Source organism: Streptosporangium sp. NPDC050284, assembly GCF_044459525.1.
GTDB lineage: Bacteria > Actinomycetota > Actinomycetes > Streptosporangiales > Streptosporangiaceae > Streptosporangium.
Window position 1 is genome coordinate 26,521 of sequence record NZ_JBITIZ010000024.1, and the last position, 21,179, is coordinate 47,699.

The 21,179-nt window shown below is 71.4% G+C and carries 15 protein-coding genes and 1 pseudogene; 6 read left to right on the forward strand and 10 right to left on the reverse strand.

All coding sequences use genetic code 11. The annotated features are described in order from the left end of the window. Positions 1-17 precede the first annotated feature (17 nt). Positions 18-2,972: a condensation domain-containing protein gene (locus tag ACIBH4_RS36025; RefSeq protein WP_362521074.1), complete on the forward strand. Its 2,955-nt coding sequence runs from the start codon at positions 18-20 to the stop codon at positions 2,970-2,972. Next, a complete protein-coding gene (locus ACIBH4_RS36030) occupies positions 2,969-4,180 on the forward strand; it encodes an acyltransferase (RefSeq protein WP_362521070.1) in 1,212 nt (403 codons plus the stop codon). Before ACIBH4_RS36025 ends, ACIBH4_RS36030 begins: the two co-directional genes overlap by 4 nt. 72 nt (positions 4,181-4,252) lie before the next feature. On the opposite strand, the gene ACIBH4_RS36035 is transcribed toward ACIBH4_RS36030, so the two are convergent. Next, entirely contained in the window at positions 4,253-5,668 is a 1,416-nt protein-coding gene (locus ACIBH4_RS36035) for a DHA2 family efflux MFS transporter permease subunit (protein ID WP_362769638.1), read from the reverse strand. A gap of 143 nt (positions 5,669-5,811) precedes the next feature. Here ACIBH4_RS36035 and ACIBH4_RS36040 point away from each other — a divergent pair, with 143 nt between their 5' ends. Then, complete coding sequence (locus ACIBH4_RS36040; RefSeq protein WP_362521065.1) at positions 5,812-6,471, forward strand: TetR/AcrR family transcriptional regulator; 660 nt, start codon at positions 5,812-5,814, stop codon at positions 6,469-6,471. 85 nt (positions 6,472-6,556) lie between these two features. Further along, positions 6,557-6,748, forward strand: a pseudogene (locus tag ACIBH4_RS36045) (IS630 family transposase); the annotation flags it as partial. Between the two features lie 31 nt (positions 6,749-6,779). On the opposite strand, the gene ACIBH4_RS36050 reads toward ACIBH4_RS36045, so the two are convergent. The 6 genes from ACIBH4_RS36050 to ACIBH4_RS36075 all read right to left on the reverse strand — a co-directional run bounded on the left by ACIBH4_RS36050 (position 6,780) and on the right by ACIBH4_RS36075 (position 15,630). Continuing rightward, complete coding sequence (locus ACIBH4_RS36050) at positions 6,780-7,289, reverse strand: DinB family protein (protein WP_362769636.1); 510 nt, start codon at positions 7,287-7,289, stop codon at positions 6,780-6,782. Beyond that, the gene (locus tag ACIBH4_RS36055; protein WP_362521059.1) at positions 7,286-7,783 is read right to left on the reverse strand and encodes an SRPBCC family protein; all 498 of its coding nucleotides are present in this window, start codon (positions 7,781-7,783) and stop codon (positions 7,286-7,288) included. The genes ACIBH4_RS36050 and ACIBH4_RS36055 overlap by 4 nt, the downstream gene beginning before the upstream one ends. Positions 7,784-7,937: 154 nt before the next feature. Continuing rightward, positions 7,938-8,090 carry a hypothetical protein gene (locus tag ACIBH4_RS36060; RefSeq protein ID WP_362769634.1) on the reverse strand — a complete coding sequence of 51 codons (153 nt, stop codon included), beginning with the start codon at positions 8,088-8,090 and terminating at the stop codon, positions 7,938-7,940. A 397-nt stretch (positions 8,091-8,487) separates the two neighbouring features. Then, the gene (locus ACIBH4_RS36065; RefSeq protein WP_362769632.1) at positions 8,488-8,772 is read right to left on the reverse strand and encodes a hypothetical protein; all 285 of its coding nucleotides are present in this window, start codon (positions 8,770-8,772) and stop codon (positions 8,488-8,490) included. Between the two features lie 823 nt (positions 8,773-9,595). Next, entirely contained in the window at positions 9,596-13,087 is a 3,492-nt protein-coding gene (locus ACIBH4_RS36070; protein WP_362769630.1) for an amino acid adenylation domain-containing protein, read from the reverse strand. After that, entirely contained in the window at positions 13,084-15,630 is a 2,547-nt protein-coding gene (locus ACIBH4_RS36075; RefSeq protein ID WP_362769628.1) for a prolyl oligopeptidase family serine peptidase, read from the reverse strand. Before ACIBH4_RS36075 ends, ACIBH4_RS36070 begins: the two co-directional genes overlap by 4 nt. 211 nt (positions 15,631-15,841) lie before the next feature. On the opposite strand from ACIBH4_RS36075, the gene ACIBH4_RS36080 reads away from it, so the two are divergent. Next, positions 15,842-17,053 carry a cytochrome P450 gene (locus tag ACIBH4_RS36080; RefSeq protein WP_362521047.1) on the forward strand — a complete coding sequence of 404 codons (1,212 nt, stop codon included), beginning with the start codon at positions 15,842-15,844 and terminating at the stop codon, positions 17,051-17,053. An 11-nt stretch (positions 17,054-17,064) separates the two neighbouring features. After that, on the forward strand, positions 17,065-18,222 hold the full coding sequence (locus tag ACIBH4_RS36085) for a winged helix DNA-binding domain-containing protein (RefSeq protein WP_362769626.1): 1,158 nt from the start codon (positions 17,065-17,067) through the stop codon (positions 18,220-18,222). A gap of 119 nt (positions 18,223-18,341) precedes the next feature. Here the strand turns inward: ACIBH4_RS36085 and ACIBH4_RS36090 are convergent, their stop codons facing one another. Genes ACIBH4_RS36090 through pyrF form a run of 3 tightly spaced genes read right to left on the reverse strand, consistent with a single transcriptional unit; the run spans position 18,342 to position 21,030 of the window. After that, positions 18,342-19,157 carry a thioesterase domain-containing protein gene (locus ACIBH4_RS36090; RefSeq protein ID WP_362521042.1) on the reverse strand — a complete coding sequence of 272 codons (816 nt, stop codon included), beginning with the start codon at positions 19,155-19,157 and terminating at the stop codon, positions 18,342-18,344. 44 nt (positions 19,158-19,201) lie between these two features. Further along, a complete protein-coding gene (locus ACIBH4_RS36095) occupies positions 19,202-20,209 on the reverse strand; it encodes a 3-deoxy-7-phosphoheptulonate synthase (RefSeq protein ID WP_362769624.1) in 1,008 nt (335 codons plus the stop codon). Next, a complete protein-coding gene (gene pyrF / locus ACIBH4_RS36100) occupies positions 20,203-21,030 on the reverse strand; it encodes an orotidine-5'-phosphate decarboxylase (protein ID WP_362769622.1) in 828 nt (275 codons plus the stop codon). Before pyrF ends, ACIBH4_RS36095 begins: the two co-directional genes overlap by 7 nt. Positions 21,031-21,179 lie beyond the last annotated feature (149 nt).

Sequence of the window (21,179 nt, forward strand, 5' to 3'; positions counted from 1 at the left end):
GTGAGGACACCATTCACATGACGATTTCCAAGAGCGCGGACAATGTGCACGACCTGATCGCCCGCCGCAGGCGCGAGCGAGATCGCATCCCGCGACATGCCGTGCCCGATTCGGGGGTGCCGGTCTCCTCCACCCAGGAGCGCATCTGGTTCGGCGAGATGTTCAATCCGGGTTTCGGGTTCTACCACGTGCCCGCCACGCTGCGGCTGCGCGGGCCCCTTGACGCCGGAGCCCTCGACCGGGCGCTGTGCGAGGTGATCAGGCGGCACGAGATCCTGCGCTCCACCGTCGCGGAGGTCGACGGCATGCCCGTGCAGCGCGTCGGTGACGCGCCCGCGAGCGTGCTGCGCTCCGTCGACCTGGGTGACGAGCCGGACGCCGAGGCCGAGGCCGCGCGGATGGCCGCCGACGACATCCTCGCCCCGTTCGACCTGCGCCACGGGCCGCTCTGGCGGGCGCTGCTGCTCCGGCTGGGCCCCGACGACCACGTGCTCGTACTCACCTTCCACCACATCGTCTTCGACGACCCGTCCTTCGGGATCGTCGGGCGCGAGGTCGAGGCCCTCTACACCGGGGCCGTCGGCGGCGCGATCGGCACCGGAGCCGGTACCGACACCGGCGGCGGGCCGGTGAGCCTGCCGGACCTGGACCTGCAGTACACCGACTTCTCCCTCTGGCAGCGCGAGCGGCTGCGCACCGAGGACGTGCGCTCACGCCTGGTCGACTACTGGCGGCGGACCCTGGACGGCGTACCCCGCCTGCTCGACCTGCCCTCCGACCGGCCCCGGCCGCCGCACCGGCGCCGCGCGGGCCGCTTCCACCGCTCCCGGCTACCGGGCGACGTCGTCGCCTCCGTGCGCGCGGTGGCGCGCGAGGAGGGCACCACCCCGTTCACCGTGCTGCTCGCCGCCTACGGCGTGCTGCTGTCGCGCTACGCGGGCCAGGCCGACATCGTCACCGCCGTACCCGCCGCCGGGCGCATCCGGCCCGAACTCGAAGCGCTCGTCGGATGCTTCATCAACATCATCTGCCTGCGCCTCGACCTGCGCGGGGAGCCCACCTTCCGCGAGCTGCTGCGCCGCGTGCGTCACGCCTCCGTCGAGGGACACGACCACGAGGAGATGCCCTTCGAGGAACTGGTGCGCGAGCTGCACCCGCAGCGGCCCCAGAGCCACACACCGCTGTTCCAGGCGGGGCTCGGGGTGCGCGACAACGACGGCGTCTTCCTGAACCTGCCGGGCGTGCGGGCCTCGGAGTTCGTCCCCGACGTCGAGGTCTCGCACTTCGACCTGATGGTGGACTTCAGCGTCGACGGCGACGGCATGGCCGGCCTGTGGGGCTACAACGACGACCTGTTCGACCCCGCCACGGTCGAGGTCCTCGCCGAGCAGTTCGAGCTCCTGGTCACCGGAGCCTGCGCCCACCCGGACCTGCCGGTCGGTGACCTCTCCCTCCCCCCTGCGCCCCGGCCCGCGGAATCAGGAACCGGCGCCGGGGGACCGGCCGCCGTCCTCGCCGAGCGGGTGCGGCTCACCCCCGACGCGCCCGCCGTCACCACCCACGCGGGCACGCCTTCCACGGGCACGTCTCCCCCGGGAACCCCGCCCGCCGTCACCACCCACGCGGGCGATCCATCGACAGGCACCTCCACGAGTACCTCTCCCGCGGGCGCTCCCCCCGCCGTCACGCTGACCTACGCCGAGCTCGACGCCCGCGCCGAGAACCTCGCGCCCGCCGTGCGCAGGGGAGCCGGACCCCCGGCCGCCGACAGCCCCGACCCGGCCGTCTGGCGATACGCCCAGCTCAAGGCCGACGTCCTCGACGGCCGTACGGAGGGCGCGGGCGCCGCGCCGATCGCCGACCTCGCCTCGCGGATCGGCCTGGGTGTCGCCGACACCGTGCTCACCTTCGCCCCGCCCACGTCCGGCGCGTTCGCCGACGCCTTGCTGCTCGCACTCCTGCACGGCGCGCACCTGGTGACCGCGCCCCCCGAAGCCGCCCGCGACGCCGGACGGCTGAGGGACCTGGTCGCGGACGCCACCGTGGTGTACGCCCCGTCCGCCGCGTGGCGGCTGCTGCTTCACGAGGGCCTGCCCGCCGACCGCCCGTTCACCGCGCTCTGCGACGCGGCCACGACCCCGCCCGCCCTCTCGCGGGAACTGGCCGCCGCGATTCCCACCTGGACCCTGTACGGCGAGCACTGGGCCGCGGCCCACCGGGTCGACCCGCTCGCGGAACCCCGCAGGGGCGTCCTGCTCGGAGAGGCCCTCGCCGGTACGCCGATCGAGGTCGCCGACCGGACCGGGCGCCCCGGCGCAGTCGGCGTGCCCGGCGAGATCCACGTCGGCGGCACCGCCACCGGCGACCGCGGCCGCGTTCTCCCCGACGGCTCGCTGGAACTGCTCGGCCGCTTCGACCGGATGTTCACCGTCGGCGGGTTCCGGGTGGACACCGACGAGCTGGCCCGCTCCCTGGCAGGGCGCCCCGGCGTCGCCGAGGCCGCCGTCGACGTGCGCCACGACCGGCTCGCCGCGTACGTGGCGGGGGAGGGGATCGACCTCACGGAGCTCACCGCCCACCTGCCCGAATACCAGCTCCCCGGCTCCGTCACCGTCCTGGACTTCCTGCCCAGGACCGCCGAGGGCCACATCGCCCACACCGAGCTGCCCAGCCCCGACACCCCTGACGAAGAGGGCGGGCACGTGCCGATCGAGAGCGGCACCGAGGAGACCGTCGCCGGGATCTGGCGCGAGCTGCTCGGAGTGGAGGAGATCGGAGCCTCCGACGGCTTCCTCGACCTCGGCGGCCACTCGCTCACCCTGGCCAGGCTGAGCCTGCGCTACGAGGTGGCGTTCGGCGTCGAGGTGGAGCTGCCCGACCTGCTGCGTCACGCGACCGTCCGCGAACAGGCGGCGCTCCTCGACGAGCGACGCGCGCAAGCCGGCCTCGCGGGAGAGGGGGCGGCGTCATGACCTCGGTAGCCGACAAGCCGTCACCGGACACGATCGAGGGCCCGCCGAGGACGCGACTGGAGTCGCTCACCGGGCTGCGGTGGTTCGCCGCGTTCGGCGTGTTCTTCAGCCACATCGCGATCCTGCTGCCCCTGCCCTACCTCAACGAGCTGTTCGTCCTCGGCACGGCCGGGGTGACGTTCTTCTTCGTCCTGTCCGGCTACGTCCTCACCTGGACGTTCTTCGACAAGGACACCGCGCCGAAGTTCTACTGGCGCCGCTTCGCCAGGATCTGGCCCTCGCTCCTCATCACCACCGTCGCGGCGGTCGCGCTGCTCGTCGGAGGCCAGCTCTGGCCCACCGAGGGCGGCACGGCGCTGGTGTGGTGGACGGTCGCGACGCTGCTCATGGTGCAGGCGTGGTTCCCCGCGTCGTTCCAGAGCGACGCCGTGCCGCACACCGTCTCCTGGTCGCTGTCGTGTGAGGCGTTCTTCTACGCGGTCTTCCCGTTCGTGGTGCGCCCGATCGTGCGGCGCACGCTGCGCCAGATGGTGATGATCGCCGCCGTGCTCATCGCGATCAGCATCGGCACGCGCGTGTGGCTCTGGCTGGCCAACCCGCAACTCACCGCCGAGAACTGGTTCACCTCCGACCTGTACTACTTCGCCACCCACTCGCCGATCTCCCGGGTCAGCGAGTTCGTGCTGGGCATCGTGATCGCCGCCGCCGTGCGCCGGGGCTGGCGCAGCCCGATCGGGTTGCGTACGGCGACCGCGATCACGGTCGGCTACTTCGCGCTGCTGTGGGCGTGGTCCTGGTCCGGCGTGTGGCAGACCGCGCTCGCCGAGACCGCCAACCGGGGCAGCATCGTGGTGTTCGCGCTGCTCATCGCGGCGGCGGCGACCAACGACCTGGCCGGGCGGCGCAGCCTGCTCAGCTCCCGCCCGCTGGTGGCTCTCGGCCAGTGGTCCTACGCCTTCTACCTCATCCACTTCCTGGTGCTCTTCCCCATCGCCAAGCACGCGTTCGGGCGGCAGTCGCTCTACGACTTCCCCGAGCCCACCTGGGCGCACCTGCCGTACGCGCTGGCAGGGCTGGTCGTCAGCGTGCTGCTGTCGTGGGGGCTGTACCGGCTGTACGAGTATCCGATCGAGAAGAGGCTGCGGGCCATGCTGCGCCGCGAGCCCAAGGCCGCCACCCCGGCGCCGGGCGCGGAACCCTCCATGTGAGGTGGGGGGCACACCGCCGTCCCGCGTCTGCGGGGCTGCCCATGGCGGGCCGTTCGCAGGGCCGTCGGCAGGTCACACCGGGACGTCGGCGCGGCGAGGAGCGTCCTCGTGGCGGGGGAGGAGCGGGACGGCGGCGAGCACGATCACGATCATGGCGACGGCGAACCGGAAGACGCCGTGGAAGCCGGTGATCACGTCGCCCGCGGTCTGCAGGATGAGCGTGACGACGGCGACGCCGATCGCGGCGCCGAGCTGGTTGAGCATGTAGAGCACCGAACTGCCCTGCGCCACCAGCGGGGCGGGCAGCGTCCGGTACAGCGATCCCATCGTGGCCGCGCTGAAGAAGCCCATCCCCAGGCCCATGGTGAAAGCGGCCAGCGCGGGCCACACCTCGGGGGTCTGCGCTCCGACCCGGGTGAGGGCCAGCGCGCTGAGAGCGGCCACGAGCGCCCCGGCGCAGGCCGGCCCGCGTGCGCCGATCCGGTCCGACAGTCGTCCGGCCAGTGGCATGCTGACGGCGCCGCCGAGGCCCACCGGCGCCATCAGCAACCCGGCGGCGAGCGCGCCGTGCCCGTGCGCCTGCTGGTGATACAGCGGCAGCGCGAACAGGGCGGCGAAGTTCGCGAGCCCGCCGAGGCCCATGATGGTGACGCTCGCCGTGAAGCCCCGGCCCGCGAACAGCCGCGGGTCGATCAGGGGCGGGTTCCGCCGGACGCGGAGCGCGTGGATCAGGTAGGCGCCGAGCAGGACGACGCCGGCGGCCAGAGGGGTGAGCGCCTGCCAGGCGGTGAAGGCGCCCTGCTCGGCCGTCTGCGAGAGGGCCAGGACGAGAGCGGCGAACCCCGGGCCGAGCAGGGCCAGGCCGAGGACGTCGAGCCGTACCCGCGGCCACTGCCGTCCGAGCGGTGGATCCGCGGGCAGCACGCGCAGGGCGAGCGCGAGGGCGACGAGGCCGACGGGCACGCTGAGCAGGAACATCCACCGCCACGGCAGACCCTGGAGGATGATCCCGCCCATGACGGGGCCGAGGACGGGGCCGAGGGAGAGGACCACGCCCATCAGGCCCATCACGCGCCCGGCACGGTGGGGGCCGGCGGCGCGGGCCAGCAGGATCAGGACGAGCGGATCGAGGACGCCCGCACCGACGCCCTGGACGACACGGAAGACGATCAGGCTGCCGACGTTCCAGGCCAGCCCGGAGGCGAGGGATCCGGCCAGGAACAGCACGAGTCCCCACAGCCACAGCCGCCTGCCCCCGAACCGGTCCACGGCCCAGGTGGTGAAGGGGATGGTCGCCGTGACGGCGAGCAGGAAGCCGGTGGAGGCCCAGCCGACCGTGCTCAGCGAGGTGTCGAAGGCCCTGGCCAGGGTGTCGGTGGCGACGGCGGCCATCGTGCTGTTGAGGATGCCCAGCAGCCCGCCGAGCAGGATCACGCCGATCAGCCGCAGCAGCGCCGGATCGAGCCTGTCGTCTCGCGGTCGTGTCACGTGGTGTCTCCGGTTCGGTGGTTGGGGCACGGCGAACTAGACCAGCGAGTACAAATTAGAAGACCGAGAAGTCTTAGTCAATCGAGTCCAGATAGATAGACTCATGAGTATGGTTGGGTGATCGACGCGCTAGGATGCGGCCCATGAACGGAGCGGGAACCTCGGCCGGGCGGGATCTCGCCCCCGCACGCGGACGCATCGACAAGCGGCAGGCGATCCTGGACGCCGCGTTCACCGTGTTCGCCCGCCAGGGATACGCCCAGGCCGGAGTGGATGTGATCGCCGCCGAGGCGGGCGTCGCCAAGGCCACCGTGTACAACCACTTCGGCGACAAGGAGACCCTGCTCCGTCAGGCGATCACCGCTCAGGCCGACAGGGCGCTGGCCAAGAACATGGCCGCGCTGGAGCGGCTCACCGGCGACGACGGCGAGCCGCGCGCGATGCTGGAGGAGGTCGGTCACAGCCTGCTCCGCTGTTACTGCGACGACCGCTCCTGGGCGCTGCGGCGACTCCTCGCGGCCGAGCTCAACCAGTTTCCCGACCTGCTCGACATCGTCCAGGGGCGCGCGGCCGAGCGCGTCGCCCAGGCCCTGGCCGACCGGCTGGCCAGGCTCACGCTCGCCGGCCGCCTGCGCGCGACCGACCCGGCCCGGGCCGCCGAACAGTTCAGCGCCCTGCTCACCGGCCCGATGGAGGCGCGGTCCCGGCTCGGCACCCGCGAGGTCGCCGACGCCGAGCTGCGGAGCGTGGCCGCCGCCGCCGTCCACACGTTCCTGCGAGCCTTCGGCCCGGACGCCGTCTAGTGCTGTGACCGCATAGGTTCGCCGGGTTGGTGGTCGTGGCGGTTGGATGTGCGGTGACGTCCGATCCGAATCCAGACGGCCACCACAGTTCACCATCGCCAACTCCAACCACCCAAATCACACCGTGCAGACCTGGGCCCTGCACGCCTACCTGCGCTGGCGCAACGCCAATGCCCGCCACCGCGATGTCCTGGCCGCCGAACGCAAAGAACGCGCCCGCATCCGCAGCGAGAAAGGCATCCGCTGGGGCGGACGCCCTCTCGCCACCGCGGCCTGAAGAACCCGACGCACCTCACCCGGTCACAGAACTATCCGGCGTAGGGGTTGCCGCCGAGCCAAGTGGTGCCGTCGATCAGTTCGCGCACCGCGTCCAAGTGGCCGCTGTGGCAGGCGACCTCGGTGAGCACGTGGATCAGGATGTGCCGCACGTCAGGCAGCTGCCAGGTCGGCCAGATCTCCACGGGCCAGGCGGCGGGCTCCTGTTCGGGCGCGGCGGCGGCGAGCACGGCGTCTGCACGCGCGATGGCCGCCCGGTAGTCGGCGAAGACCTCGTCGACGGTCATCCCCTCGGGTACGTACCAGTGCGCCTCCGCGCCTGCCGCGAGCTGTCCGGCCACATCCTGTTCGCCCGCGATCACCCCGGGGAACCAGAAGCGTTCGACATCCAGGGTGAGGTGGCGCAGCAATGCCAGGCAGCTCCAGCCGCTGGGCAGCACCGGCCGCCGCAGATCCTCCTCCGAGAGCCCTTCCAGGACCCTGAGGACATGCTCGCGCTGACGGTCCAGGGCTCCCTTGAGGGCGTCGAGTTCGGCGTTCACCGGGCGGCGCACAGTTCGGCGAGGCGTTCCAGGGTGCTCGCCATCTGCGTCTGCCACCAGGCGCGCCCGCTGTCCACTTCCGCGCGTTTGTCCTCCGGCATGCGCGAACCGTCGAAGGTCTCGGTCACGACCGTCACCCCGGCTCCGTCCGGGAGCAGATCGAAGATCCACCGGTGGCCCCACGCGGCCCCGGGCGCGGTGGCGTCCGGGTGCCCGCGACCGGGCCTCGGCTCCCAGCCGAGGCGACGGTCCGGCTCGTACTCGACGACGTGGTTGTTCATCTCATAGTCGCCGTATCGCTCGTAATGCATCCGCATCACGAAGACGTCCCCGACGCCCGAGACCACGGCGTCGCAGACGCCACCGCGCAGCATCCCCGAGCCGTCGAGGTCCGGGTGCCGTCCGGGGTCGGCCAGGACCCGGAAGATCTCCTCCGCCGGGGCCCCGATGCGCCGGGACACCACCACCACGGGCTCGCCTGTCGTACTCGTCATCCGCGTGCCTCCGTTAACCGCAGAGCATGAACCTGACTCCGGCCCGGACGCTACACCGGGGGTACGACAACGCCTCGCCGAGGACGTTCCACATGCCGTCGGTTGGCGATCAAGGCCTGACCCAGCCACCCGGCGAACCTATGAGGTCACAGCACTAGCCGAAGGTGCCGGGCGAGGAGTCGATGCCGCCGTCGCAGCGGGTGCTCGCACTCGCGCACTCGTGCGGGCCGGCCGGAGTGGTCGGTATGCCAGCTGCCAGAGCCGCGATGTGGAGGGGCGGCGCGGCTTCCACAGCTTTAATGACCATGTCTCCAAGTCTCATCCCGTACTTCGGCTTTCCTCGGCCTGTCGAAGGATCCCAGTCTGGGAGCCTGCTCCCAGAGACGCGGTTCCTCCACCGGCGCCTACCTGGCGCGCACGACCTCTGACCGTGCACCCAGGACATGATGACTCGGGGACTTTTCAGCGAGGACACGGTGACCCGGAGCATGCTCGACATATCGGGGCTTGCGAGTGTTGTGCCGCTCCGAGCGCTTCGCCAGCCAGCTGTCGTCTTTCTCGTCCCGCCACCACATGTAGAAGAGTACGAACACGACCGCCGCAACGAAGGCCACCAGCACATGCGTATCGGTGACCTGGGCACCCGCAACAAGACGCACGAAAAGATCCCTTTCTCTCAGGGGTTTTCCTGGCCGTTGCCATTCCTAGATGGCATAAGCCCGCACCGCTGACTGCCACGACCCGCGATGACCGACCTTGCTCTCCGACCGTCCGTTCTCCCACGTCCACACCGTGCTGATCCGCGCCCCCTGATCCTCATGCACCGCCATGGCCCGGATCCCCGGTGCCGCCGAGGCTTTCGTTCCCCACTCCTTCAATTGCGGCCAGTTCACCAGCCATTCCTGCATATCACTCTGCGGATTTCCGCTATGAACCCGTCGAAGTCGAAACTCACCCGCTACCTTCCCGCCGAAATTACGTGCGCTCATATCTATCGGTTTAGTGCGATCTTTTCATCGGCTAATCAGAACTTTCTCCGACGTCAAACAGTCGTGCGGGAAAAGATCTTCGAGTCGTACGGGGATGGATCCTCCCCGTAGTGTCAATTCACACTCCCCTGCTCGACGGTACTTGTGAATTGACCGACGGAGAACTTCTATTCCTCGTTCCGCTCACAGCAGGCAAGCGCCCGCCGTGCGCCCGTTACGGACAGCCAAAATCCCTTCGGTAATTCTTGTTACCAGTCCACGGGTCACCCGCACCGCCAGGTAGCGCCCTCACCAGCGGTCATCTTAAAGCCACGCCAATAGGTCATCGCTGATGTGATCCAGGTCATAGCGTGGCCGAAAAGGTCCACGCGAAGACATGCCGAGTTGTCGAATTAATTTTATTAATTAAGCGGTTCCCTGGCCGTGCGCCATCCGCCTGCCAGGGCCGCTCCGACCGTCCGTGCGCAGCCGTCCCAGGCCCAGGGCGCCGAGATGGAGTGCACACGTCTGGTTCGTCATCAATAACAGGCACTGATCTAGCGGTTGAACCATCGGTGCGACGCCGGGGATGCCAGATAGCCGACCACTACGAGTGAGAGCCCCGCGACGATCAAACTCCCCAACTGGAATTCAATCCAGATCACTTCGAACCCATGGACGAACAGGAGCGAGCCGTACACGGCGAAGCTCGCCCAATAGACCCATCGCCAACGAGAGGTGATCAGGAGAAAAACAGGTGCTGCCGTTTGGGAGCTGACCGCCGTTTCGTGAAAGCGGCCATCAAGGAAATCCTGTGTGGATCCTGTCCGACAACGGTGCCGGTCTATCCGAGTTCGCGTAGTGCCGAGGCCAGGCCCGCGGCCGTGGGACGCTCCCAGAGCAGGCGGGCGGCCATCGGCCTGCGCAGACCGCCGCGCAGGTGGCCGAGCAACGTCACCGCGAGCCGGGAGTCGCCGCCCGACTCGAAGAAGGCGTCGTGCGGGCCGATACCCGGCTCGCCCAGCACCCGCCGGAAAGCCTCAAGCACCTCCAGCTCCAGCCGGTCGCGCGGCTCGTCGGACCGGCTCCCGGCGCGGGCGGCCGAGGCGGCGAGCCTGCGGCGGTCTATCTTGCCCGCGGTGGTCAGCGGCAACTCGTCCAGCACGTGCACGGTCCCCGGCACCATGTAGCCGGGCAGCCGCCCGGTCGTCCACGCCCTGACGTCCTTCGCCGTCATCGTCATCGCGGAGGTGGCGGTCGCGGTGGATCCCGCGCCGGACGCGGCGGTGGAGTCCGAGGTGGAGGCGGCCACGTAGGCCACCAGTTGCTCGTCTTCCAGGGTCACCGCCGCGTCGTCCACGCCGGGACAGGCCCGCAGCGTCTGCTCGATCTCGCCCAGCTCGATCCGGTAACCGCGATGCTTGACCTGGTGGTCCACCCGGCCGATGAAGTCGAGGCGGCCGTCGGAGCGCTGCCGTACCAGGTCACCGGTCCGATAGAGCCGCCCGCCGCACACCGGAGGCGGCCCGCCCGGCACCGAGGGGGAGGGAACATTCGAACCCGAGAGGGACGAACCGTCTGACGTCGAAGGGAAAGGCCCGTCCGGCGCCGAGGGTGGGGGTCCATCCAGGGCCGAAGGTGAGGATGTGTCCGGTGCCGTGGGTGGTCGTCCGGCGAGAGGGACGAACCGTTCGGCGGTCAGCGCGGGCCGCCGGTGGTAGCCGCGTGCCACGCCCGCGCCGCCGACGTGCAGCTCCCCGGGCACCCCCCACGGTGCGACGCGTCCGGCGGCGTCCAGCACCAGCGCGTACGCTCCAGCCATGGGCAGCCCGATCGGCGGTACGCCCTCACCGGGTGAGCAGTCGGCCAGGGTCGCGATGACGGTCGCCTCGGTCGGCCCGTAGGCGTTGACCATGCGCCGGCCGGTGCCCCAGCGCTCCACCAGGTCGGGAATGCACGCCTCGCCGCCGGTGACCAGCACCCGCAGGCCGGGCAGCGGGTCGTCGCCGGGCAGCGTCGCGATCACCGAGGGGGGCAGCAGCACGGCGTTCACCTCGCGCTCCGACAGGCACCTGCTCAGCGCCCGGCCGACGAGGATGTTCCCCGCCTCCGGCACGCACAGGGTGCCCCCGGAGACCAGCGTGGTGAACACCTCCCACACCCAGGCGTCGAAGGTCGGCGGTGCGAACTGCAGCAGCCGCACCCCGGGACCGATCCCCAGCTCGGGGGCGAGGGCCATGACCAGGTTGCACGCGCCGGAGTGCTCAAGCAGCACCCCCTTGGGCAGGCCGGTCGAGCCCGAGGTGTAGATCATGTACGCGAGGTCGTGGGGTCCGGCAGGGCCGGGCGGGCCGGGGGCGAGACGGTCGAGGGGAAGGGGAGCGGGGTCGCGCCGGTCGAGGTCGAGGCGGCGCCCCCCGCCCTCGGGCAGGCCGCCGAGGATTTCCCCGGTGCTCACCAGGACGGCCGCCGCCGCGTCGGACAGCAGGTACTCCAGCCTGGGGGCCGGTTGGGACGGGTCGAGAGCGAGGAACGCGCCGCCCGCGTACAGCACCCCGGTCACGACCGTGACCAGGCGGGCCGAGCGCGGCAGGCAGATCGCGGCCACGGTGCCGGGGCCCACCCTCTCGGCCGCGAGCCATCCGGCCAGCTCACGGGCGCGTTCGTCGAGCTCGCGGTAGGTGAGCCGCTCGTCGTCCCCGTCCACGGCCGTCGCCTCAGGGGTGCGCCGGGCCTGGGCGGCGATCAGCGCGGCCAGGGTGGAGTCCGAAGAGTCCAGGTCCACCGCCGCGGGCGGGCCCGCGATCGGTCCTGAGCGGTCGTCGAGTGGCAGGTCGAGCACCGGCCGCGCGGGGGAGCGGGCCATCTCACCGAGTAGCCGGGTCAGGCGGGCGGCCATCAGTTCGATCGTGGCGTGGTCGAAGACGTCGGTGGCGTACGTCAGCGTCGCCTGGAACAGGTGGCCGTCCTCGGTGCCTTCTCCGTTCCCGATCCCTGTTCCTTCTCCGGCCCCGTTTCTCCGGCCTTCGCCGTTCTTGGTTCCGGTCCTGTCCGGTGTTTCCGCGGTGAGACGCAGGTCCAGGTCGCAGGCCGTACGCCGGGCGGCGGGCTCCTCGTCGCCGAGCGGTTCGAGGCGCAGGCCCGCCGCCTCGTACGAGGCCGGAGGGGACACGACGCCGTACGCCACGTCGAACAGCGCGCCCCGGCTGGGGTCACGGGGCGGCGCGACGGCGGAGACCAGGTCCTGCAGGGGCAGCCGGTGCCGCCAGGCGTCGTCCACGGCCCGCCCCAGCCGGGCGGAGAGGGTGGCGAGGTCCGGGTCGCCCGACAGGTCCACCGGCAGGGGGGCGAGGTCGTCCAGCGGCCCGGCCGTGCCCGCGAACTCGTTCGGCTCCCCGCCGAGCAGCCCCGAGACACGCCCCGGGGCGTGCGCGCCGATCGTGAACCGCTCCTGGCCCGAGCAACGCGACAGCAGGACGGCGAACGCCGCGAGCACCGCGAGGGAGGGGTAGCCCAGCTCGGACGGTACGACCACCTCGAAGCGGTGCGCCCCGCCCGCGCCGGAGCGGTGCCCGGGGCGTGGCCGGTCGGTGGCCACCTCCAGCGGCGGCACGTCTCGCAGCGCCTCGCGCCAGAACTCCCGCCTGTCGTCGCCGATCACTGCGGAGCCGCTGCCGGTTCGCGGCCGGGCCGCCAGGAGGTCGGCGGGTGCGGCGTCTCGGCCGCGAACCGGCGCCGAGTCTCGGACGCCGGGGAGCGACGCCGACGCGCCGGGAGCCTTCGTGTCGAGGTCGTTCGTGTCGAGGTCCTTCGCGTCCGGACGGGGGAAGTCGTCCCTGCCGGGTACGCGGGGCGTACCGGGCAGGCGCGGGGAGTCGCCCTCGGCCCCGGCCCGGTACAACTCGGCCAGGTCGGCGGCGAGCACCGCGACCGAGCCCTCGTCCGCGACGCACGGGTGCATGCGCACCACCAGCACGTGCTTCTCGGGGCCGAGCGCGAGCAGGGAGACGCGCGCCAGCGGCCCGGTCACCGGGTCGAACGGCCGGGACTCCACCTCGGCCAGCGCCGCGCCGAGCCTCTCCGGTGCGACCGGCACCACGCGGGGCGCGGGCAGAGCCCCGGCCGACACCACCGGGCGAGGCCCGTCGCCACGGGTGGGCAGGGTCCAGCGCAGCACCTCGTGCCGCGCGGCCAGGTCGCCGAGCGCCGAGCCCAGCGCCTTCTCGTCGAGGGGGCCGGTCAGCCGCAGCCGCAGGGAGATCCCGTCGGGTACGGCGTCGCCGCGAATCCGGTGTTCCAGCCAGGCCCGTTCCTGGGCGGGCGAGAAGAGTCTCACGGGGTGCCTCCGGGCAGGTTCAGGCGGAGCCACTCCAGCTCCTGCTCGATCATGCTCTGGAAGTTCGCGGGGGAGATCATCGAGTACGGCATGTGCGCCTCGCCCCAGTAGCTGACCAGCCGTACCTTCTTGGCCTGCCTGGCCAGCGCGGTGTACATCTCCTCCGAGCCGGTGTGGGTCAGGTAGTCACGCTCGCCGTGCAGCATGAGCACCGGCGTCTTGATCTTGCCCGCGTGCAGGAGCGGGCTGTTGCGCACGTACCTCTGCGGGTCCTCCCACGGCGGCTTGCCCAGCCCGAACTCGAACGCGGGGTCCTCGATGTAGGCGGGCGCGAACCACTCCTGCGCGCGGGGCGTGTAGCGGAAGCGGGAGTCGAACACGCCGTAGCTGCTGATCACGTTGGAGAAGCCGGAGATCGCGATCGCCGCCTTGAAGCGGTCGGTCTGCGTCACCAGGCTGTGCACGTTGTAGGAGCCGAAGGAGTGTCCCAGCACCGCGAGCCGCTTCGGGTCGGCCACGCCCTCGTCGATCGCGGCGTCCACCGCGTTCATGATCGGCTTGGTGGGCCAGGTCATCGGCTCGGCCGCGGCCTTGCCCTGGGGGCGGGGGATGGAGGGGACGAGCACGGCGTAACCCTCGGCCGCGAGGAACTGCAGGGTGAGGTAACTCGGGTTGTTCACCTGGAACTCCGGCACGTCCGCCAAGGTGGAGACGATCCTGGTGCCGTACACGTTGACCACGAGCGGGTGGCGCTGCCCGTCGCGATGGTCCGGCGGCAGCAGCAGCGCGCCGGTGAGCTTCTCCCCGTCCGCCCCCTTGTAGGTGATGAGTTCGCGCTTCGGAGGAGTCACCTGGGCGAGGTGGCCGTTCAGCGAGAGCCGCTGGGTGTGGCGGCCCGCCTGGGAGGTCCACAGCGCGGTGCCCTGGTCGCCGCCCGCGCCGAAGACCGCGGTGCGGCTCGCGGGGGAGTATCCGGCGACGCCCGCCTCGGGGTGCGGCAGCGGGAGCGGGGTCAGCACCGGTGAGGCGCCGGGCGCCAACTCGTACAGGCCGCCCTTGGCGTCCCGGGCGAGCACCACGGGGAAGTCGTGGTCGAGGCGGGGGTTGGCCGGCTCGGCCCCTCCCCGGTCGGTGGGCCGCACACCGTTGCGCTTGACGTTGTCGTCCAGCGGCCAGGCCAGCTCCGCCAGTGGAGCGGCACCGCCTGCGTTCAGGTCGCGCGTCTTTCCGGTACGCGGGTCGATCAGCCAGGCGCGCCCGTCGGCCACGCCCAGCACGCCGCCGGGCACCGGTACCAGCTCCAGCGGCGGGACCTTGAACCGCGAGGTGAGGTCGCGCGGCGCGGCGGCCGGGTCGGCGGGATCGAACGCCCACCAGTCCTGGCGGGCCATCGGGTTCACAGCATCGACGACCTTTGATCCGCGCACCAGCGGGGTCCCGGCGCCCCACAGCAGGCCCGTCGCGACGAGCCGGTCGGCGGCGAGCGGTGTGGCCTTCCCGTCGGCGGCGGGTACGAGGTAGGCGGTGAACGGGTCAGGTGTCTCGGGGGTGGTCTTGCCGACGACCAGCAGCCGGGAGCCGTCGGCGGCCCAGCGGGGCTGCACGGTGACCGAGGGGTTCGGCACCTCGGTCACCACGCGCGGCTGCCCGCCGGAGGCGGAGGCGATCGCGAGCTGGGTGCGCCGTTCCAGGACACGCTTGAGCTGCCCGGCGACCGCCGGGGTGGGGCCGAGGTCGTCCACCCGGGCGATGAGGCGTCCGGTCGGATCGGCCACCAGGTTGCCCGCCGTGTAGGTACGGGCGGGGCCGGCCGAGGTGAGCTTTCCGGTGACGGCGTCGATGACGGCGATCTCCTCGTCCAGCTTGTCCTGGCCCTGGGCGGTGGAGCTGTCGAGCACCGAGGCGGTGGCCTCCTTGCCCTGCTCGACCTTCGCCCACTGCTTCGGGGCGACGCGCTGGGCCTCCAGCCATTGGCCGTACTCCAGCGCCCAGCGGCCGGCGTTCACCATCGGGGCGATCACCCGCCGCTCGTCCAGCCACTGGATCAGGTAGCCCGAGGCGTTCGTCATCGTCTGCACCCCGCGCGGGGTCAGTTTGCGGGTCTCGCCCGTCTCGCGGTCCCACACGTGCAGGAACACGTCGTCGCCGCCCCGGGTGGAGGCGAAGGCGAGCATGCGCCCGTCGGGCGACCACACCGGGTTGTAGTGGCCGGTGCCGTCCTTCGCGCCGTGCGTCACGTCGCGCGCCGGGCCCTGGCCGTCCACTATCCAGATGTCCGCGCGCTCGTTTCCGTCGACAAATGATGCCCCATATCTGCTCGACTCGCTCGGGCCGCGTTTCACGACCACCGCCACCGATTTACCGTCGGGGGACGGCACGACCTGACCGAGTTTCTTCGTGGTCATGAAGTCCTGCATCGCGAACGGCCGCGCGGCCTCCTCGGCGACGGGTCGTTCCACCACCGGGGAAGCCGGTGGTGAAGCACCTCCCACCAGGGCGGCGGCCGTGAGCAATGACAGGGCGAGCTTGACACGTAGAACCATGGGAGGACGATAACCATGTCACCGGAAACAGGAAAAAACGCTCGGACAGGTCTCCGGAAGGCGGCCTATAATCCCGCACTCGCCTTAATCGGGGCGGTACGCGGGTTAATCGAGGCCGCCCCGCAGGTAATCGGGCCCGCCGGTAATCGAGCCATCCCGCCGGCGAGATGACTTCTGCCGGAAAATTCTCCGAGGAATGGGAAGTTCCTAAATGACTGATGTCGATCTGGCCGATGCCGATCTGCATGTCGGCGACAGACCCCATGAGGTCTTCCGCCACCTGCGAGACAACGACCCGCTCTACTGGAACCCCGACGGCAGGGAGCCCGGCTTCTGGTCGGTCACCCGCTACGAGGACTGTGTGAACGTCCAGAAGGACCCCCAGACCTTCAGTTCCAACCAGACCAACACCCTCGGCCCGCACCGCAACACCGGTGACCAGGGATCCGGGAAGATGATCAACACGACGGACCCGCCCCGCCACACCGAGCTGCGCAAGCTGGTCAACAAGTGCTTCACCCCCCGGGCGATCGCCGCCCTGGAGCCGTACCTGCGCTCGGTCGTCAAGGACGTGTTCGCCGACGCGCTGGAACGCCGGGAGTGCGACTTCGCCACCGTCGTGGCGGCGCTGCCCGTCGCGGGCATCTCCGCGCTGCTCGACGTGCCGCGCCAGGACTGGGACCTGATGCTCAGGCTCACCTCCACGGCGTTCGGCTCGCACGACAGCGAGTACCAGATGACCTCCGACGTGCGCGCCAACGCCGCCCAGGCGCACGGCCAGCTCCTGCTGTACTGCCAGGGCCTGGTGGAAAAACGCCGCAGGTCGCCCGGCGACGACATCGTCAGCCTGCTCGCCCGCTCCCAGGACGCGGGGGTGCTGAGCGAGGAGGAGTGCCTGCTCTTCTTCGACGTGTTGATGCTCGGCGGGAACGAGACCACCCGGCACGCCGCGGTCGGGGGACTGCTCGCCTTCATGGAGCACCCCGACCAGTGGGACCGGCTGCGCAAGGAACCCGAGCTGGTGCCCAACGCGGTGGGCGAGCTGCTGCGCTGGACCTCACCCAGCCGCCACGTGCTGCGCCGTGCGGCCCGCGAGACCGAGCTGCACGGCAAGACCATTCACGAGGGCCAGGACGTCGTCATCTGGCACACCTCGGCCAACCGTGACGAGCGGGTGTTCGACTCTCCCGAGGTGTTCGACGTCGGGCGTCCGCGCAGCTCCCGCAGCGGGCACGTCGCGTTCGGCTCCGGCCCGCACTTCTGCCTGGGAGCCGCCCTCGCCGAGCTGGAACTCACCGTCTTCCTGGACGAGCTCGCGAACTCGGTCTCGGGGGCGGAACTGCTCGGGCCGCCCGACTATCTGCGCTCTCCCGTCATCAACGGTGTCAAGCACGTCCAGGTTCGGCTCCATCCCATGGGGTAGAAGCGTCGACCATGAACTCACTCACCTGGGATCAGGTCCACGCGCGGCGGCTGGCCCGCCATCACCTCGTGAAACCCGTCTCCGGCGACCTGCGCAAACCCGTGCGCGACGTGTGCGGGGTGCAGTCGCAGGTCGCCGCCGCGGCCGAGCTGGCCATCGGGGCACGGGTGAAGGACGCCACGCAGGAGCAGGTGCGCGCGGAGCTGTACGACAAGAAGCGCCTGGTCAAGACGTACAGCCTGCGCGGCACCCTGCACGTGCACGCCGCCGACGAGCTGGCCCTGTGGATGGCCGCGATGCGCTGGAAGCCCTACTGGCGCGCCAAGGACAGCTGGCACGCCCACCACGGGCTCACCGCCAAGCAGGGCGAGGCGTTCGTCGACGCGGTTCGCGACGCGCTGGACGGCGAGTGCCTCACCCGCGAGGAGCTCGCCGGGGAGGTCTCCGGCCGCGTCGGAGCGTGGGCGAAGGACAAGCTCGCCTCCAACTGGGGCGAGCTGCTGCGTCCCGTCGCCTACCTCGGCGTGCTCTGTTTCGGGCCGGTACGCGGAGCCAAGGTCACCTATGTCAGGCCCGACCGGTGGGCGGGGCTGAAGGCCGAGGTGAAGGACCAGCCGGACCCAGAGGAGTCGGCGATGGAGATCGTGCGCCGCTACCTGCGCGCGTACGGTCCCGCCACCCACCAGGACCTGGCCCGCTGGTTCGCGCTCAGGCCGCCCGAGGCGCGCGAGGCGCTGGAGTCGCTCGGCGAGGAGGTCGCCCAGGTCGAGGTCGAGGGACGCAAGGCGTACGTCCTCGCCGCCGACGAGGGCCGCTGGCCGTCCGACCCCAGCTGCGTGCGGCTGCTGCCGCAGTACGAGGCGTACGTCCTCGGCAGCGGCCCCAAGGAGGTCGTCGTGCCCAAGGACACCGCCGCTCGCGTCTTCGAGCACGGCAGGGGCAGGTACGAGGGCGCGGTCGCCCACCAGATCATGCTCGTCGACGGGGTCGTGGCCGGGATGTGGGAGCGCAGGGAGAAGGGCGGCAAGGTCGAGATCAAGCTGGAGTCGTTCGTCAAGCTCGACTCCGGCCAGAGCGAGGAGCTGGAGAAGGAGGTCGAGCGCGTCGGCCGCTTCTACGGCGCCGAGGCCACCCTGTCCATGGGAAAACTCGTCGGCAAGAAGCGCTGAGCTCCTCCTCGGACACCGCAGGGCAGGGGCTCAGCGGCAGTGCCGAGCTCCTCCTCGGACACCGCAGGGCGGGCACAGCCGGCAGGTGCCGAGCTCCTTCCGGTACGCCCTCGGCGGGCTCAGCGGCAGGTGCCGAGATCCTCCCGTATCGCGCGCAGCATGGTGCGGCGCTGGGTGTGGATGAAGAAGTGCCCACCTGGCAGCAGTCGCAGCCGGAACGCCGCCCCTGTCTGCGCGCTCCACGCGCTCAACCCGGCCGCCGTCGTGGTCGGGTCCCCGTTCCCGCCGAACACCGAGATCGGGCAGGCGAGCGGTGGCTCGTCCTCGTGGACGTAGGACTCGGCGGCGTTCAGGTCCGCCCGCAGCACCGGCATGATGAGGCTCATCAGCTCCGCGTTGCCGATCACCTCCGGGGGGATGCCGTCCAGCCGGTGCAGCACCCGCATCAGGTCCTCGTCACCGAGTTGCCCGAGCCGCGGCATGCCGTCGCGAACCTGAGGGGCGTTCCAGCCCGACACGAACAGCCGTCCGGGGCCCGGCAACCCGCGCGAGCGCAGCCGCCGCGTCACCGTGAACGACACCAGCGCGCCCATGCTGTGCCCGAACAGCGCGAACGGCAGCGTCTCCAGGCGCGACAGCCCGTCGATCACCGGGTCGACGATCATCGACAGCCTGTGCCGAGGCTTCTCCGAGATGCGGGTCTCCCTGCCCGGCGAGCGCACCGCCCACAGTTCCACGTCACCGGGGAGCAGGTCGGCCCAGCCGCGGAACGTCGTGGCGCCGCCTCCGGCGTTGGGTACGCAGACCAGCCTCGCGCGGGGTCGTTCCGGCCGGTGCAGCGGCACCAGCCAGCTCGCGGGATGGACCGCGGGGGACGGGGGAGACGCGGCACGCGCCGAGGTCGCCGAGGTCACAGTCGGGGTTGTCGAGGTCACTGAGGTCATGGAAGTCGCAGAGCTCGCAGAGGTCGAGGAAACGGTCATCGCGGAACCGCCAGGGATCGTGCGGAGTCCCGGGCCCGCTCGCAGGCGGCGACCAGGTCCGCGAGGGACTCGGGTGGGAACATGTGCGCCGCGTCGCCAGGCCGGTACATCCTTTCCGGCCTCGGACACGACTCGATGAGCAGCCCGTCCGTGCCGTACGCCGCGGCCGCCAGTGAGGCCGGGGCGACCAGCGAGGCCGAGCCGGTGCTGTGACTGGGGTCGAAGACCACCGGCAGGTCGGTGCGGGCGCGCAGCGCGGCGATCGCCCCGAACCCGGGCTGCGGCGGGGTTCCCGAGGCGCCCGCGCAGAGCACCACGGCATCGTTGCCCCGGGTGAGGACGAACTCCGCGGCCCGCAGCCAGTCGTCCAGGCTCGCCCGAGGCCCCCGCATCAGCAGTACCGGCCTGGGCTGGGCGCCCAGTTCGGCGAGGAGCGGGCGGTTGTCCAGCTGTCGCCCGTCCACCTGCAGGCAGTCTGCTATCTCGGCGACCGCCTCCACCTCGCGCGGGTCGCACACCTCGGTGATCACGGGGATGGCCGCAGCCCGCCGGACCTCCGCGAGCGCCTCCAGGCCACGCCTGCCCTTGCCGGGGAAGTGGTAGGGGCTGCTGCGCGTCTTGGAAAGCCCGGCCCGTAGGGCGTGCGCCCCCTGCGCCTTGACCGCCAGGGCCGTCTCGACCGCGTCCTCGGCCGACTCCAGCGCGCACGGCCCCGCCGCCCACCACAGCCGATCTCCCCCCACCACCCCGTCGCCGATCGCCACCTCGCTCGGTGCCACCCCGCTTTCCCGCCGTACCAGCCAGTGGCCCTCAGGGGTCGGGCGACGGGCCAGCACGGCGGGCGAGGCGGGTACGCGGGCGAGGGACTCGTCGCCGCTCGCCACGACGAAGACCCGACCGGCCAGCCTGACCGGCCAGGCGGCGACGTCCTCGTGCGCCCCGGTCAGCGCCGCCACCTCCTCGGCGACCTCGGCGGAGGTGCCGGGCCGGAGTTCGATCAGCACGCCGGGACCCCGGCGTCGATCTCCTTTCGCCAGGCCGCGATGCTCGCGCTCAGCGCGGCGACGCCGGGCCCGTGTCGCAGCACCCCGGTCGTGACCGGCAGGACGGCACGTCCGGGAGCCTCGGCGGCGACGGCGAGAAGGTCGCGGGTCTCGCGTCCGGTCCTGCCCAGGCCCGGCAGTTCCACGACCGCCGACGGCATGCGGGCCACCAGGTCGGTCGCCTCCTCGCGGCCGGCCCCGACCACGGCCGCGGCGGCCACGCCGTGCTCGTCGTTCCACTCCCGCACCTCGTCGGCGGTGCGTTGCGCGACGGTGCGCGACCCGGTCACGGCGCCCTGGACCCCGCCGGCCGCGTGGTTGGAGGTGCGGACGAGCACCATGACCAGGGTCCCGCTGTCACGGGCCCGGCGCAGCAGGGGATCGAGGGCGGCGAAGCCCATGAACGGGTTCGCCGTCACCGCGTCCCCGCCCAGCACGCTGCCGGGACCGAGGTAGAGGTCGGCGTAGGAGTCCATCGTGTCGTCGGCGTCGCACACCTTCGCGTCCAGCACGGCGAGTGAGCCCCGCTCGTGCACGCCGTCGACGACCTCGCGCAGCAGGTCCATGCCCGGGGTGCCGAAGCGGGTGAAGAACGGGACCTGGATCCGGTAGACGGACACCCGCTCGCCCGCGGCCTCCAGCACCACCCCGCACATCCGCCGGGCCCCGTCCACGTCGTCGTCCATCCTCCACGCCTCCAGCCACTTGGGGGAGGGGGCGATTCCCAGGCAGAGGGCGGATCGGGTCTTGAGCAGGTCGGTCCATATCGGTACGGCAGCCATGGACCCATTGCACACACTCGCGCCGGGAACCGCATCGCGCCCGTCCGCCGGTGAGGCGTCGTCGGCTAGAATCCCCGCCCCGCTCTTTCGCCGGCGTTGCGGACATATATTGATCTACATCGTAAAGGCGTTCCGTTGTGAACGATCAC